18 protein-coding genes are annotated in these 13,412 nt (G+C 65.3%); 2 read left to right on the top strand and 16 right to left on the bottom strand.

What is annotated here, in order from left to right:
• Positions 1–162 precede the first annotated feature (162 nt).
• From ABC304_RS00500 to ABC304_RS00480, 5 genes are read right to left on the bottom strand one after another with little or no spacing between them, the layout of a single operon-like run.
• The gene (locus ABC304_RS00500) at positions 163–1,074 is read right to left on the bottom strand and encodes an alcohol dehydrogenase catalytic domain-containing protein (RefSeq protein ID WP_412928401.1); all 912 of its coding nucleotides are present in this window, start codon (positions 1,072–1,074) and stop codon (positions 163–165) included.
• A gap of 52 nt (positions 1,075–1,126) precedes the next feature.
• Positions 1,127–1,495, bottom strand: a complete 369-nt coding sequence (locus tag ABC304_RS00495) for an MmcQ/YjbR family DNA-binding protein (protein ID WP_412928400.1) — start codon at positions 1,493–1,495, stop codon at positions 1,127–1,129.
• Positions 1,496–1,504: 9 nt separating this feature from the next.
• Complete coding sequence (locus ABC304_RS00490) at positions 1,505–2,152, bottom strand: nitroreductase family protein (protein ID WP_412928399.1); 648 nt, start codon at positions 2,150–2,152, stop codon at positions 1,505–1,507.
• 48 nt (positions 2,153–2,200) lie between these two features.
• Complete coding sequence (locus ABC304_RS00485) at positions 2,201–3,022, bottom strand: isocitrate lyase/PEP mutase family protein (RefSeq protein WP_412928398.1); 822 nt, start codon at positions 3,020–3,022, stop codon at positions 2,201–2,203.
• A gap of 38 nt (positions 3,023–3,060) precedes the next feature.
• The gene (locus tag ABC304_RS00480; RefSeq protein ID WP_412928397.1) at positions 3,061–3,606 is read right to left on the bottom strand and encodes a carboxymuconolactone decarboxylase family protein; all 546 of its coding nucleotides are present in this window, start codon (positions 3,604–3,606) and stop codon (positions 3,061–3,063) included.
• 129 nt (positions 3,607–3,735) lie between these two features.
• On the opposite strand from ABC304_RS00480, the gene ABC304_RS00475 reads away from it, so the two are divergent.
• The gene (locus ABC304_RS00475; protein WP_412928396.1) at positions 3,736–4,359 is read left to right on the top strand and encodes a TetR/AcrR family transcriptional regulator; all 624 of its coding nucleotides are present in this window, start codon (positions 3,736–3,738) and stop codon (positions 4,357–4,359) included.
• 10 nt (positions 4,360–4,369) lie between these two features.
• Here ABC304_RS00475 and ABC304_RS00470 read toward each other — a convergent pair whose 3' ends face one another.
• The 8 genes from ABC304_RS00470 to ABC304_RS00435 form a co-directional block, all read right to left on the bottom strand.
• Positions 4,370–4,522, bottom strand: a complete 153-nt coding sequence (locus tag ABC304_RS00470) for a hypothetical protein (RefSeq protein WP_412928395.1) — start codon at positions 4,520–4,522, stop codon at positions 4,370–4,372.
• 117 nt (positions 4,523–4,639) lie between these two features.
• Positions 4,640–5,473 carry an aldo/keto reductase gene (locus tag ABC304_RS00465; RefSeq protein ID WP_412928394.1) on the bottom strand — a complete coding sequence of 278 codons (834 nt, stop codon included), beginning with the start codon at positions 5,471–5,473 and terminating at the stop codon, positions 4,640–4,642.
• Positions 5,474–5,489: 16 nt separating this feature from the next.
• Positions 5,490–6,269: an IclR family transcriptional regulator gene (locus tag ABC304_RS00460; protein ID WP_412928393.1), complete on the bottom strand. Its 780-nt coding sequence runs from the start codon at positions 6,267–6,269 to the stop codon at positions 5,490–5,492.
• 39 nt (positions 6,270–6,308) lie between these two features.
• Complete coding sequence (locus ABC304_RS00455; RefSeq protein ID WP_298745227.1) at positions 6,309–7,532, bottom strand: NAD(P)/FAD-dependent oxidoreductase; 1,224 nt, start codon at positions 7,530–7,532, stop codon at positions 6,309–6,311.
• 1 nt (position 7,533) lies between these two features.
• On the bottom strand, positions 7,534–7,728 hold the full coding sequence (locus ABC304_RS00450) for a ferredoxin (RefSeq protein WP_194384099.1): 195 nt from the start codon (positions 7,726–7,728) through the stop codon (positions 7,534–7,536).
• A 13-nt stretch (positions 7,729–7,741) separates the two neighbouring features.
• Positions 7,742–8,056, bottom strand: a complete 315-nt coding sequence (locus ABC304_RS00445) for a hypothetical protein (protein WP_138173433.1) — start codon at positions 8,054–8,056, stop codon at positions 7,742–7,744.
• Entirely contained in the window at positions 8,053–8,646 is a 594-nt protein-coding gene (locus ABC304_RS00440) for a 3-phenylpropionate/cinnamic acid dioxygenase subunit beta (protein WP_412928392.1), read from the bottom strand. The genes ABC304_RS00445 and ABC304_RS00440 overlap by 4 nt, the downstream gene beginning before the upstream one ends.
• Positions 8,643–10,037: a Rieske 2Fe-2S domain-containing protein gene (locus tag ABC304_RS00435; protein WP_194384097.1), complete on the bottom strand. Its 1,395-nt coding sequence runs from the start codon at positions 10,035–10,037 to the stop codon at positions 8,643–8,645. The genes ABC304_RS00440 and ABC304_RS00435 overlap by 4 nt, the downstream gene beginning before the upstream one ends.
• 145 nt (positions 10,038–10,182) lie before the next feature.
• Between ABC304_RS00435 and phtC the strand changes: the two genes are divergently transcribed.
• Positions 10,183–10,929 (top strand): 3,4-dihydroxyphthalate decarboxylase, encoded by a 747-nt coding sequence (phtC, locus tag ABC304_RS00430; protein ID WP_194384096.1) that lies wholly within the window; start codon positions 10,183–10,185, stop codon positions 10,927–10,929.
• A 33-nt stretch (positions 10,930–10,962) separates the two neighbouring features.
• Here the strand turns inward: phtC and ABC304_RS00425 are convergent, their stop codons facing one another.
• From ABC304_RS00425 to ABC304_RS00415, 3 genes are all read right to left on the bottom strand, one after another.
• Positions 10,963–11,793 (bottom strand): alpha/beta fold hydrolase, encoded by an 831-nt coding sequence (locus tag ABC304_RS00425; protein ID WP_412928413.1) that lies wholly within the window; start codon positions 11,791–11,793, stop codon positions 10,963–10,965.
• An 80-nt stretch (positions 11,794–11,873) separates the two neighbouring features.
• Positions 11,874–12,587 carry an alpha/beta fold hydrolase gene (locus ABC304_RS00420; protein WP_169080449.1) on the bottom strand — a complete coding sequence of 238 codons (714 nt, stop codon included), beginning with the start codon at positions 12,585–12,587 and terminating at the stop codon, positions 11,874–11,876.
• Between the two features lie 140 nt (positions 12,588–12,727).
• Positions 12,728–13,252 (bottom strand): LysE family translocator, encoded by a 525-nt coding sequence (locus ABC304_RS00415; RefSeq protein ID WP_169080451.1) that lies wholly within the window; start codon positions 13,250–13,252, stop codon positions 12,728–12,730.
• Between the last annotated feature and the right edge of the window lie 160 nt (positions 13,253–13,412).

Here is a 13,412-nt window from a genome sequence, read left to right as displayed (position 1 = left end):
TGCGTCCGCTCATCGTGGCCGGAGTCATATCCGGAGCCCGCGACGATGATCGTGAAGCAAATGGCCGACACCACGAGCGCCGCGATGACGGGCACGAGCGCCCTCAACTGTCGACAACAACTCGACGCGGAGCGAGGACGCCGGCGTTCACGTCCGAGGTCGTCAGAACTCGAGCACGTGCTTGACTCCGCGTGAGCGGCCGCTGGCGACCTGTTCCGCGATCGCAAGGGCACCGCCGACCGGCGTGGTCTCCACCTCGAGGCGCAGGTCACCGGCGGCGGCGAGCGCCGCCAGCTCTCCGAGCGCACGGCCGTCCGGTTGCACGTACAGGTCGGACGTGGCGATGCCGCGCACCGGAGCGGGGGCGTCGGAGGTGATGGAGGTGAGGCGTCCGCCGTCGACGAGCAGTTCCATCGCATCGGCTGCGGTCCCTGTCGCGGCGATGAGGACGGCGTCGAATCGGCGCCCGACCTTGTGCGCCCACCCGTTGACGTGAGTGTCGACGACGTCGGCGGCGCCGAGTGACCGAAGCCGGTCGGCGTGGGCCAGCCCCGCGCCGGCCACGACGTCGGCGCCCCGACTGTGAGCCAGTTGCACGGCCAGCGCCGCGGTGGGTCCGGAGGCTCCCACGACGAGCAGGCGGCTGCCCGCGACGACCTGCAGCTCGTCGAGCGCCTGCTGCGCCGTGAGCCCCGCGACGGGGAGGCCCGCGGCGACTGCCGGCGCCAAGCCGTCGGGCACGCGCGCGACGTGGGCACTGCTCACGAGAGCCTTCTCCGCCCAGGTGCCGCTGCCACCGGGCAGGGGCGCCTCGTGGACGATCACGAGATCGCCGGTGCGGAACTCCGTCTCGCCGGGACCGGTCGCGGCCACTCGACCGACGCCCTCGACGCCCAGGGCCGCGGGCGGGACGAGCCCGACATCCCATCCGCCGGTGTGGAGCAGAGCGTCCCACGGGCCGATGCCCGCCGCCACCACCTCCAAGACCAGCTCGCCCGCACCGGGTTCGCGCGGTTCGGGTAGGTCGAGGATTTCGAGGGCACCGCCCGGGGTGCGGACTCCGACTCCGATCATGGTTTCTCCTTGCTGTCTGATTCTGGTGGCGTGGTGGTTCGGGTGTCGGCCGCTACTCGGCTGCGGCCGTCGGTCGCGCGGACTTCGGGAGTTTCTCGACCACGAGCCCATACGAGTTGGTGACGAGCTCCGTCACCAGGGACGCGTCGATGCCCGGGCCGGCGCTCGCGGAGACCCAGTGCTTCTTGTCCGTGTGGTAGCCGGCGCTGATCTCTTCATACCGCTCGCGCAAGACCGTGGCTTCGGCCGGGTCGGCCTTCACGGTGACCACGGAATGCCCGGGCAGGTCGGTCATCATCATGAAGATCTTGCCTCCGACCTTGTACGTCTCCCAGTTCGGGTTCTCGCGATGCTCGAAGCTGACGCCGGGCAGTTCCGTGGCGACATCGTTCGCGATCTTCTGCAGCTGCTGCTCGTCCATGGGTGCGACTCAGGCGAAGGTGAAGAGCTGCTCGGACTCGAACCGCGAGATCGGCGTGTGGTACTGCTTCTCCACATCGGGGTAGCCCAGGGCCAGCAGCACGGTGGTCGTGTGCCCGGTCTCGCGGATGCCGAACGCCTTGTCGACGGTCACCGGATCGAACCCCTCCAGCGGCATCGCCTCGACGCCCAGTTCGGCGGCCGCCATCATGAGGAGGCCCATCACCATGTAGGTCTGCTTCTCCATCCAGTGATAGGTGTCCTTGTACGTGTAGTTGCGCAGGCTGACGAAGTCGCGGGTCATGTACTCCCACCGCTCCTGCTTCTCCGGCGTGGGGAATCTGCCGTCGGCGCGCTCCTTGCCGAACACGGCGTCCAGGTGCTGGGCGGGGATGTCTGCGCGCGTGGTCATGATGATCGTGTGCGAGGCGTTGAGGATCTTCTCGGCGTTGTCGGCGAACCGCTCGCCGAGGTTGGCGGCCAGCTTCTCCTTGCCCTCCCTGGTCGACAGCACGATGAAGTGGTTGGGCTGGATGTTCGTAGAGGTGGGAGCCGAACGGAGGAACTTCAGCAGCTGCTGAATCGTCTCCTCCGGGATCGTCTTGCTGCCGTCGAAGTAGCGGCTGAGGTGCTTGTTCATGATCTTGTCGAGATCCATGGTGTTGTGCCTTCCGTGAGATGTGGTCGTAGGTGGGAGTCGGATGCGTCAGGAGGCGCGGGTGAGCAGCTCGCCCACGCGGTCGAAGCCGATGCCGGCGGTCGCCGACGCGATGTCGCCGGCTCTGAGGGCGCGGGCGGCCTGCTCGAGGGCGGTCATGGCGTTGGTGTACAGCGCGGGTCCGAGACTGATGCGCTTGACCCCGGCCGCCTGCAGCTCCGCGACGGTCAGCACCTGATCCGCCGGCGAGATGAGCACGTTGACCGGAGTCGGCGCGACGGCCGCGACGATCGCCTCGAGGGAGGCGAGATCCGGTGGAAACGGGGCGTAGACCACGTCGGCACCGACCTCGGCGAACGCGGTGAGGCGTCGGATGGTGTCGTCGAGGTCAGGGCGGCCCTGGAGATAGTTGTCGGTGCGGGCGGTGACGACGATGCGTCGCTTCGCCGCATTCACAGCGCTGCGGACGCGCTCGACGGCCTGGTCGAAGTCACGGATCGGGGCATCCGGATTCCCCGTCGTGTCTTCGATGCCGATGCCGGCCAGACCGTACGCCACGGCTCGGTCGACGGTCGCGGCGACGTCTTCGGCGGTGAGGCCGTAGCCGTCCTCGAAATCGCCGTTGACCGGCAGCCCCGTCACCTGGCCGAGCAGGCGGGCATGGTCCAGGTGCTCGTCGCGCGAGACCGCGTGGCGACCGTCCTGCCGCCCGAGCGCGGCGGCCAGCGCCGCTGACGACGTGCCGATCGCCTCGAAGCCCGCGTCGGCCAGGATCAGTGCGGAGACGGCGTCCCACGCGTTCGGCAGGACGAGCCCGCCCTCGCGGATGTGCAACGCCATGAACTTCTCGTAGAGCTCAGAACCGGGCATGGGAGTTCCTTCCGAAGCGCTCGCGGGGTGCCGGCTGATCACGCCGCGGCTGCCGTCGAAGCAGCCGAGGGGATGTCGACGGTGGTCTGGTTGACGTTGTTGATGTAGTTCGTCATCAGCGCGCGCACTGCCAGCGTGACGATCCCGAGGATCTGCGGATCGGTGTAGCCGGCGCCGCGGACCGCGGCCAGGTCGGCGTCGCTCACGTGCCCTCGCGTCTCGATGATGCGGTGCGTGAAGCGTGCGACCGCCGCCCGCTTCGGGTCCACCGAGCTTCCGGCGCGCGCCAGCTCGATGTCCTCGATCGACATCCCGCCCTGAAGGGACCCGGCCGTGTGCAGTGCCAGGCAGTAGTCGCAGCCGTCGGCCTCCGATACGGCGAGCGCGATCGTGTGCCGGGTCTTCGCATCGAGCAGCCGGTTGGCCTTCGTCTGCAATGTCATGACGATGTCGAGCACAGCCGGGTTCGACGCCAGGGTGGCGAACATGTTCGGGACGAACCCGAACCGGCCGGCCACCTCATCGAGTGCGCGGTTCGTCTCTTCGGGAAGCTCGGCGGTGGGGGAAACGTTCAGACGCGACATGAGCGATCGACTCCAGTCCTGGGTGGTCGGTGTCCGACCTCGGTGATTTTTGGGCTGCTTAGCCCACTTGGTTGATGAAACACCAGAATGGAATGGGTTGTCAAGCCCATTTTTGATATGATCGGAATCATGAAGTCCACGACGGCAGCGCCGGAGCCTCAGCAGCTCACCGAGAAGGGTCAGGCGACTCGTGCGCGGATCCTCGAGCACACGGCCGAACTGATCTACCGCAACGGCGTCCATTCGACCAACAACGAACAGGTCCGGCGCGCCGCCGGCGTCAGCGGGTCGCAGCTCAACCACTACTTCCCCACCAAGGAGAGCCTCGTGCTCGCGGTGATCGCGTGGCAGGCCGACAACGTGCTCGCGCTGCACCGGAGCGGGGAGTTCGATCACTTCGAAGACCTCGAGGGATTCCGGAAGTGGGCCGCCTTCTATGTTGGATACGAACGCGCGTTCCACGAAGGATGCACCCTCGGCTCGCTCGCCAGCGAGATCATCAAGACCGACCTCGACGTCCATGACGAGCTCGCGCGCGCGTTCAGCCAGTGGAGGGAGATCTTCCAGGATGCGTTGGCGGATCTGCAGCGTCGCGGCCGACTGAGCGCCGAGGCCGATCCCCGGCAGCTTGCGAACCTGCTCTTGGCCGCCTTCCAGGGCGGGATGATCCTCGCCCAGATCGCTCAGGAGATCTCCCCGCTCGAAGACGCACTGCAGGCGGCGCTGGACCACGTGGAGTCCCTTTCGGTCTAGCGGACGCGCTTCAGGACGCGCCGCGCCGAGCGACGACACCGGGGCGCTTGGCATCGATGACGTCCGCATAGCCGGGGTTCTCGTCGACGAACGCGGCGTCGACCGGACACAAGTTCGTCACCGACCCGCGCTGGCGCGTCACATGACCCGGGAGTCGGAGCATGAAAGCTCGTAGTCCTGGTGTGGTCGGCAGCACCGGCAGCTCGCCAAAACCATCGATCTCGGATCTGATCGCTCGACCCCTGAAACTTGAAACGCGATCGAGTCGGGGAGAAACGCGCTAATGTCCGTTCTCTTTTGAGTCGGAATCTCGTGCCGCTGATTCACCGCGATCGAGGTTCCTCAGCTCCGCAAGGTCGTCGTGAGTGAGGTTGAAATCGAAGATCTGTGCGTTCTCCCGCAGCTGTCTGGGGTCGTCCGCGCGCGGAATCGGGACGATGTTGTGCTGCACATGCCACCGCAACAACACCTGCGCGGGGGTGCGACCGACCCGGTCTGCGATGTCTACCACGACGGGATCTGTGAGCAAGGGGCCTCCGCGCCCGAGCGGACTCCAGGCCTCGGTCACGATGCCCCACCGCTTGTGCAGATCACGGATATCGTCGCGCGCCAGGTCGGCACTCAGTTGGATCTGGTTGACGTCGGGCACGCGTCCGGTAGCGGCGACGATCCGTTCCAGAGGTGGTCGTTTGAAGTTTGAGACGCCGATTGCTCCGACCCGCCCCTGCTCGACGAGTCTTACAAGACCCCGCCACGCCGCAACATAGGTGTCGAGCCAAGGCACTGGCCAGTGAATGAGGAATAGATCGAGGTAGTCGAGCCCGGTCCGTCGGAGGCTCTCGTCATAGGCGCGCTGGACACCATCTACGCTGTGATCCTCCTTGTTGAACTTGCTGGTGACGAAGATCTCCTCGCGAGCGATCCCGCTCTCTCGGATCGCCGCGCCAACCGGTTCCTCGTTGAGGTACTTGTGAGACGTGTCGATCAGTCGATAGCCGATGTCGAGCGCCAGCGCGACCATCTCGTGCACCGCGTCGCCCTCGAGCGGCCACGTGCCGAGACCCAGACGCGGAATCGAGTGTCCGTGGAGGAGGGGGATCGGGGCGGGGTTCACCGGAGCACCCCCGTGATTAGCCCAACGCCTCGCTCAACCGCATCGAGGCGTCCTTGAGTGCTCGCCCGAAGGTCGCGACCTTCGAGACCGGAAGACGATGGACTGGGGCAGCGAGGTTGATGGCGAGATTGATGCCCGCTGAGTTCGCGACCGAGACTGCGACCGACGCCACACCGTCCTCGCTCTCCTCGCGGTTCGTCGAGTAGCCCTGGCGCCGAACGGCTTCGAGTTCCTTCTCGAGGTCCGCAAGGGACTGAACGGTATGCGAGGTCACCGCGGGGAGCGAGTCCGTTGGAAACAAGCGCCCGAGCTGTTCTGCCGGCAGGCTGGCAAGCATCGCCTTGCCGGTCGAGGTCGCGTACGCCGGGATCTCCCGTCCAAGGCGTGAGGCGACGCGGACTGCCGCCGCCGGCTCGGACGCCGCGATGAAGCGGACGTTCGCGCCTTCGAGGATGCCGAGATGGCTCGTCTCGCCCATCGAGGAACTGAGATCCTCGAGGATCGGCTGCGCCAGGCGCGGAAGATCCATGCGCCGGAAAATCGAGAAGGCCACGCTCGTGAGTGTCGGACCCGGACCGTAGGTCTTCGTGCGCGGATCCTGACGGGCAAATCCGCGCCAGATGAGCATTGCGAGGATGCGGTGCGCCGTCGAAGACGCCACCCCGAGTTCGGCGCTGACGTCGGTCAGCCTTACCTCCTCCGTACGCTCGCCAAGAAGGAGGAGCAACCGCAGTGCGTTGTCCACTGACTCGATCGGGTATTGGGGCGCTACACCGTCGCCGGGCGATTTCTGCACAACAGAAATCGTATCCTCTTGTGGTCACGGGGACCATCCTCAGACCGCGGGCGTGACCGACCGCGCGCCGTCGCCGCTCAGGCGCGCCGCGACCTCGGCTCGATCGGTTCTCGTAGCCACCGCTCGCCGCGTGTTAACGAGCGCCCGCGGCCAGTTGACGACGAGCGCGCCGGTCAGCGAGTCGCCACTCTCCGAGTAGAGCACGGCGAAGCGCTGGTCCTCCTCGGACCCGATGATGACGATGTCGTCGGCGCCGGTGCGCCCGACCACCTGGATCTTCCAGTCGTACTGGTCGCTCCAGACATACTCGGTCGTGTCGTAGTCCTCGCAATCATCAGGGTGGACGATGTTGTGTGCGACGACGCGAGCCTGATCAACGGCATTGGTCCAATGTTCGAGGCGCAGCGAGACGTTGCGCGACGCACTCGCCCAACGTGCGATATCGCCGACGGCAAAGATCTCAGGATGCCCGATGGCCCGCAGCCCAGAGTCGCAGATCACCCCGTTGTCGAGTTCGATGCCGGAACCCTCGAGCCACTCCGTGTTGACCACAGCTCCGATACCGACGAGAGCTGCATCGGCCTCGATGATCTCGCCGCCATCGAGCACCACGCGCACCCCGTCTGCCGTCTGTTCGACGCCTTCGACTGTCCTTCCGAAGTACTCCTCGACGCCCTCATGCGCATACTTGCGGCTGAAGATCTGGCCGACCTCGGCATTGAGCACCCGCGACATCGGCGCCGGGAACGGGTCAACCATGCTGACCCGCACGCCCGCCGTGATCGCGGTCGCGGCAGCCTCACCCCCGATGAAGCCTGCGCCGATGACCACAAGGTGCCTCGCTGTGGCCAGCTCATCCCGCAAGCGCTCGGCATCGCCGCTGGTACGCAGCAAGTGAATATGCTCACCTTCACCCCACGGAGAGCGACGGGCGCGTGACCCGGTGGCGATCACGAGTGTGTCGTATGAGACAGCTGCACCGTCCGCGAGCGTCACAACCTGGCCTTCGAGGTCGACGGATGCCGCGGGCGTGCCGAAGATCGAGATGGCTCCGATCCCCCGCGTCTCGTGCTCGGAAAGAAGTTCGATCTCGTGTCGCGCCGTCTCACCGGTGAGGTACTTCTTCGAGAGCGGAGGTTTGTCGTAGGTGGGATGGCGCTCCTGGTCAATCAGGACGATCTCGCCCTCGAACCCCTCGCTTCGAAGAGCTTGGGCGGTCTTGAGCCCACCAACAGAGGCGCCGACGATGACGACCCGCGACACGTCAGTCCTCCACAACCAAGGCGGAGACGGGGCAGCTGCGCGCCGCCTCCTCTACTCGCTTGCGCTCACTGTCGGGCAGGTCCTCGCGCAGAACGATCACCAGGGCGTCGTCATCGAGGTCGAAGTAGTCGCCCGCGGCGACAACGCAATTGGCGTAGCCCTGACAGGCGCTGCGGTCTGCGATGATCCGTGCCATCGGTCTCTCCTTTCTACTGCGGTCGCATTTCGGGGAACATCGGCTGGTCAGGCCGCGCGATCATCTCGGAGAACGTCTGCGTGGTCTGCCAGGTCAGGGCCTCGAGCTCCATGGGATCGATCGCGATCCACTGGCCAGTTTTCGGGGCGTCGATCAGAAGCCTCGTGCCGTTGTGAGTTTCCACACGGCGCACTTCGATCTCCGAAAACTCGTTGGCGATGACGAGCGGCTCCCCGACGGTGCGGGCGACAAGACGCTCGCGCTCCGCAGCCGCAGCCGCCGCGGCATCACGATCGACGTCGGCACCCTCCCAGTCGAGGCCGCTCACAGGAAGATCGCCAGGTTCTGGATGCGGAGCACCGACTCGTCCACCATGATCACCCGACGTGCCAGCTGCAGGTCGTCACCGACGCGACGCAATACATCCTCGCGGTGAGCGGAGATGATTGACGGCTCGTTGACGTCTCCCCGGCTGCGGAACAGCAGGACGGCGGAGTCGACGATGAGCTCGTCCTCGACCGAGGACAGGAACACGCGCACGTTCGTCACGTAATGACGCAGGCGTGAGGGAGGGTCCTCCGTCCAAGCGTGTTCAGTCAGGAATCGCGCGACCCGGCGGCTGAGCGAGTACTTATTCTCGTCCCAGTGCGACATCCCCCTCGCCGTCGTGAAGGAAGACCCGAGAGCCGTCGTCTGACGCACCGGCATGATGTAGTGAATATCCTCTGTAAGCGTCTCAAGCCAGTGCTCGTACCGTTGCTCGTCGAGGGTGTAAGCCTCTTCAATCAACCAACGATGCGCCTCGAGATGCAGTTCGTCGGAGAACAATAGGGACCGCCCGACTCGATCGGCGCGCGTGGCGTGGGCGCCGAGACGCGATTGCTCGGATATCTGGACACCGGTCTCGGTGTTCATCATGCGGGTGCCTCCCCGTTGTTGGTGATGCCTGTACCGATGCTCGCGACCTGCACCTCGACTTCGTCATCGGTGTCGAGGTAGTCGGCCCAGCGATCGAGCAGATGACGCTGGTTGTACTCGCCGTAACCAACGTGCGCGACGCCTGGACCGGCGAACTGTTCAGGAGTCAGCGCAGCGACGACCGGAGTGTCGTCTTTGAGAGTCCCCATCCGACTGTTGAGCAGGAGCCGTCGAGCCATCGAACCCTTGGCAGTCGTGGTCAGCGAGACCCAGTTCTCGACATCGTCCTGCTCGAACATTCCCGTGCTACCGAAGCACATCAGGTAGGCCTTGTACGAGAGATCCTTGAACTCCTCCGGCGCCTCGGCATCGACCGCGAACCAGGAGTAGACCTCCGTCTCGTTCTCGCTAATGGGCTGCCACGAACGGATCGAGATGAAGGGCAGCACGTCGTCCCCGTCCTCCACCTTCGGCCAGTTGTGCACGAAACTCATGTTCGGGAAGAGCGATGCCGCAGAGATCATGAACCCGTCACGGCCAATCACATCGAGCTGCTCAGGCGACCACTGCTCCTTCATCCGCTCGATCATCGCGTCGGGATATCCGACATAGCGCAGCCGCTCCTCGAGGCTGCCAGGCGGGAGCTTGTAGGTCGTGCCGCCGCCGTTGCCGGCCCAGTACGTGTTGCCGTCCTTGCGCTTCTCCGCCTTCGGCTCACGGAACAACCCGATCTCGACGACCGAGGTGTGGGTCTGGGGCGTGTGATACATGTCGCCGGCGAAGTTCTCGGCGCCGATCTTCCAGTTCGCCTTGACGCGCCACCGCTGCGGGCCACGCAGCTCGATGCCCTTGGCGCTCTGCCCCGTGTAGTAGTCGAGGTAGAACGCGAAGTCGCCGATGTATTCCCGCAGGGTCGGCGCGTTCGGGTCCATGCTGATGAAGATCAGACCGTTGTATGTGTCGAGGTTCGGCGCCGGGAGCAGTCGTGCACCCTTCTTGTTGAACCCTGCCTCACCCCCGTAGGCCTCCTCGTGGAACGGGAGGCCCATAATCCGGCCGTCGTTGCGGTATGACCACCCGTGGTAGGGGCAACGGAAGTGGGAGGCGTTGCCGACCTCGGCGCGGCACACCTGCATCCCGCGGTGCAGGCACATGTTGAAGTGCGCCCGAATCTCACCACTCTCATCGCGCACGACGATAAACGAGTCGTCGAGCACATGCCGCACCACGTAGTCACCGGGCTGAGGGATCTCGGATTCATGTCCGACGAAAATCCACGCGCGGCTGAAGAGCTTGCTCTTCTCCTGCTCGAAGATCTCCTCGTCGTTATAGATGTGCGCCGGGATCATGCCGCGCCGCACGTCCTCGAAGATCGTCGTCTTGCTCGCCATTGGGCCGCTGCTTCCTGATGTCAGAGTCCTATTCCGCGCCTTGAAGATGATGTCGGTCGAGACCGGTTTTCTTTAAGACAGAATCTGATTCTGCTAGATTTTCCAGGAATTCGCAATCGGAGATCACGCCTCGAAGGAGAAGTGGATGATGAACGACTACGTCGACGAACGCATGCTCGTCGCCAATGCTTGCCGCGTGCTCGCGGTCCGGGGGCTCGTGGACGACATCCTCGGGCACGTCAGCCTGCGGGTCGACGACGACACCGTCCTCATCCGAGCCCGCGGACCGCAGGAGCGAGGGCTGCGGTTCACCACCGCCGACGACATCCTCGCCGTGCCCCTTGAGGGATCGTTCGAGCTCGCCGGCGGGTACCGGGCGCCGAACGAGCTGTCTCTGCATCTTGAGCTGCTGCGCCGCAATCCTGCGGCTCGATCCGTCGTCCACGCGCATCCGCCGGCTGTCGTCGCGTTCTCGCTGACCGGACGGACGTTGCTACCGATTGTCGGTGCCTTCAACATCCCCGCTATGCGGATGGCGCGCGGCGGCATCCCCGCGCATTCCTCGTCTGCGCTGATCCGCAACCACGCACGCGCGACGGCCATGGCGGACGATTTCGGCACGCGGCCGGTCGGCATCCTGCGCGGTCACGGCCTCACCGCCGTCGGCGAGAGCGTCCCGCAGGCCGTCATCCGCGCGATCAATGTCGACAGCCTGGCTCGCGTGCACCTCGCCGTTCTGCAGGCAGGGGCCGAGCCTATGCCGATCGACGACGACGATCTCGCCGACCTGCCCGACCTGGGTGACGCATTCAACGACGGGCATCTCTGGCGATTCCTGCTGCAGGAACTTGCTGAGCAACGGCTCCTGCTGTACTCGGGCCATCAGAGATGACCGGCGCCCGGGTCGCGATCAGCTGCACCATCCTCACCGCCGCGGGCGTACATTTGGACCGAGCCACTCCGTTACAAGGTTGAGCACCGCATCGCTGTTCGACTCCTGCATCAGCATGTGGCCGTTGCCAGCCACGTTCGCTGCCGTCAACGCGACGAACCTGACATCGCCGCCTCGCTCGGCGAGCCAGTCAGCAGTCGCGCGGTCCGACTCGATCGGATGATCGGTGTCGTGGGTACCGACCATCACGAGGGTCGGTAGGCCGTCCAACTCCCTGTCGCCGATATGGACCTGCGCACCGCGAACGTTCTGCCGCTCGAGGAGGAGCCCGGCTGGGATTGGCACCAGCTGCGAACGGAGCTCGTCCAGGTGACCGGGTGGGAATTGCTCGCTTGCACCGACCAGCTTCGTCTCGATGAACTCTGATCCGGGATGCCACCAGCCGCGACGGGGAAGCCTCCAGGTGAGCGGGCGTCCCTGGACGACGATGTGATCGGCGTCCTCCTCCAGCACGGCGGGCTCGGGCTGGATGTCCCCGGGGGGAGCGGGTGCCAGCGCGACTAGGGCGATCAGTGAATCCCGATGGTGGAAAGCGACCCGATAACCGAAAGCGGCGGACATGGAGTGGACCACGAGGACGACCGGGCCGCCGAGCGCAGCGATTAGCTCCACGATCGCGCCGGCGACCGCCGCCCCATCCAGCCGCGTGTCGGGGTCCCATGCGCCGCCAGCCGACAACCCAGGCCACGTCATCACGACCGCGCGGTATCCGGCTTCGGCGAGACGGGGCGCCCACCCGGGTCGCCCGCCGATCGCTCGACTCCAGCCATCGGGGCCCACCCCCCCGCCGTGAACGAGCAGCACCGTCGCACGGGCGGGGCCGCCGGGCAGCCATTCGGCGTAAGCGACGGTCCCAGCGGAAGTCGCGAAAGAGCGAAACGTCGTCACGACATAACGGAGACGATGGCTGCTGCCAGCTCCACCGGGCGCGTCAACATGGCCATGTGGCTCCCCGGCGAGCTCGCGGTCGTCGGGTTCGTGAGCCGGTCTGCTGATGCGCGGTACAACTCCTGCGGCACAGCCCGATCCTCTTGCAGGAAGATGTAGCCGCTCGGCACGTCACCGGTGCCGGCCGACCGAAGACGGATCGGCTCGTCGAGCCAACCGCCAGGCGACGGCACCAGACGGGGCTCGACCTGCGCGTGAAGCTCCTCCGATCCGTCCTGCAAGAAAGCCGTCATGAATAGCTGCGGCGGGATCGGCACGCTCTGGTCGGGCGAGGATGCGGCTGTGCCACGGGCGAAATTCGCCAACTCGGCGGGGAGGATCGCATTGATCGACTCGCCGTCGGCGAGTACCCACGCGTCGATGAAGATCGCCTGCTCCACCTGCTCCGGCATCGCCTCAGCTACGAGCTGGATGATCGGGCCGCCGCCACTGTGGCCGACTACGACGAACCGGTCCCACCCCTTGTCGGCGATCCGGCCGATGAGATTGTCCGCCATGGTCGAGAGCGTGACACCTGCACGGTCGTCGTTGTCACCGAGACCCTGCAAGGTTGGGGCCCATACCTCGTGGCCTGCCTTCGTGAGCTCAGCGACAACGCCGTCCCACGCCCAACCACCCTGCCAACCTCCATGAACCAAGACGATGCGCATTCTGGAACTCCTTTGTTCACCGACGGCGGGTTCCGTCGGATGGACTCCCACTCTACCTAGCAGAATCTGTGCAGAACAACAGTCCTGCTCGATCCCTTCAGAAAGGGTCATTCGTACTCGTCGAGCTTCCGGAGGACGGTCTATCTGAGCGGCGTCTCACGGAGGTCCTGCAGCATGATCGCCCGGTTCAGGGGCGAGCTGCTTTGCGGGACCTCTCTGGCCAGCATGACCGCCACTGTGCTGAGCAGGGTGCCGGTGACCCAACGCTGCCATTTGATCCACGTGGGTCGCGTCGACACGAATCCGGAGATTGTGCCGGCGCCCAGCACGATGAGGGAGTTGACGATCATGCTGACGATGATCTGAACTTCGCCGAGAACGAATCCCTGAGCGGTCGTGTTTCCCTGCCCGTGATCTATGAACTGCGGGATGATCGCGAGGTACATGACGGCGGCCTTGGGGTTGAGCAGGTTGGTGACGAGCCCCATCCGGAACAGCTTCAACCGGGAGTCGCGCGCGAGAGATTGTGCCTCGAATAGCCCCTTGCCGTCGGGGCGCAGCGTTGCGGACGCCAGCCACGCGAAATAGAGCACTCCAGCGGCGTTCAGGTCGATGTAGAGCCAAGGCACGGCGACGAATACGATGCCGAGCCCCAGGTTGGCCATCGTTAACACACTCTAGGTCGATCTGCCTGCCGCAAGCGGGCATCTGAGTTGAGTCGGGCCAACTGTAGGAAAATGCCATTTCGCGTGGAATCCTGGCCCTGAAACCGTTGTCAACTACCGTGGAATCGCGAGGGTTTCATGTCATCTCAAGCGGGAACCT

Source organism: Microbacterium jepli, from assembly GCF_047237905.1.
Classification (GTDB): Bacteria; Actinomycetota; Actinomycetes; order Actinomycetales; family Microbacteriaceae; genus Microbacterium.
Note: the sequence above shows the minus strand (reverse complement) of the source record. Positions and strands in the feature narration are given on the sequence as shown.

What these genes read in the sequence shown, in the direction of transcription:
- ABC304_RS00500 (WP_412928401.1), bottom strand. Translation starts at nt 1,074, where the DNA reads ATGATCGGAGTCGGAGTCCGCACCCCGGGCGGTGCCCTCGAAATCCTC.
- ABC304_RS00495 (WP_412928400.1), bottom strand. Translation starts at nt 1,495, where the DNA reads ATGGACGAGCAGCAGCTGCAGAAGATCGCGAACGATGTCGCCACGGAA.
- ABC304_RS00490 (WP_412928399.1), bottom strand. Translation starts at nt 2,152, where the DNA reads ATGGATCTCGACAAGATCATGAACAAGCACCTCAGCCGCTACTTCGAC.
- ABC304_RS00485 (WP_412928398.1), bottom strand. Translation starts at nt 3,022, where the DNA reads ATGCCCGGTTCTGAGCTCTACGAGAAGTTCATGGCGTTGCACATCCGC.
- ABC304_RS00480 (WP_412928397.1), bottom strand. Translation starts at nt 3,606, where the DNA reads ATGTCGCGTCTGAACGTTTCCCCCACCGCCGAGCTTCCCGAAGAGACG.
- ABC304_RS00475 (WP_412928396.1), top strand. Translation starts at nt 3,736, where the DNA reads ATGAAGTCCACGACGGCAGCGCCGGAGCCTCAGCAGCTCACCGAGAAG.
- ABC304_RS00470 (WP_412928395.1), bottom strand. Translation starts at nt 4,522, where the DNA reads ATGCTCCGACTCCCGGGTCATGTGACGCGCCAGCGCGGGTCGGTGACG.
- ABC304_RS00450 (WP_194384099.1), bottom strand. Translation starts at nt 7,728, where the DNA reads ATGGCACGGATCATCGCAGACCGCAGCGCCTGTCAGGGCTACGCCAAT.
- ABC304_RS00440 (WP_412928392.1), bottom strand. Translation starts at nt 8,646, where the DNA reads ATGATGAACACCGAGACCGGTGTCCAGATATCCGAGCAATCGCGTCTC.
- ABC304_RS00435 (WP_194384097.1), bottom strand. Translation starts at nt 10,037, where the DNA reads ATGGCGAGCAAGACGACGATCTTCGAGGACGTGCGGCGCGGCATGATC.
- phtC (WP_194384096.1), top strand. Translation starts at nt 10,183, where the DNA reads ATGATGAACGACTACGTCGACGAACGCATGCTCGTCGCCAATGCTTGC.
- ABC304_RS00420 (WP_169080449.1), bottom strand. Translation starts at nt 12,587, where the DNA reads ATGCGCATCGTCTTGGTTCATGGAGGTTGGCAGGGTGGTTGGGCGTGG.
- ABC304_RS00415 (WP_169080451.1), bottom strand. Translation starts at nt 13,252, where the DNA reads ATGGCCAACCTGGGGCTCGGCATCGTATTCGTCGCCGTGCCTTGGCTC.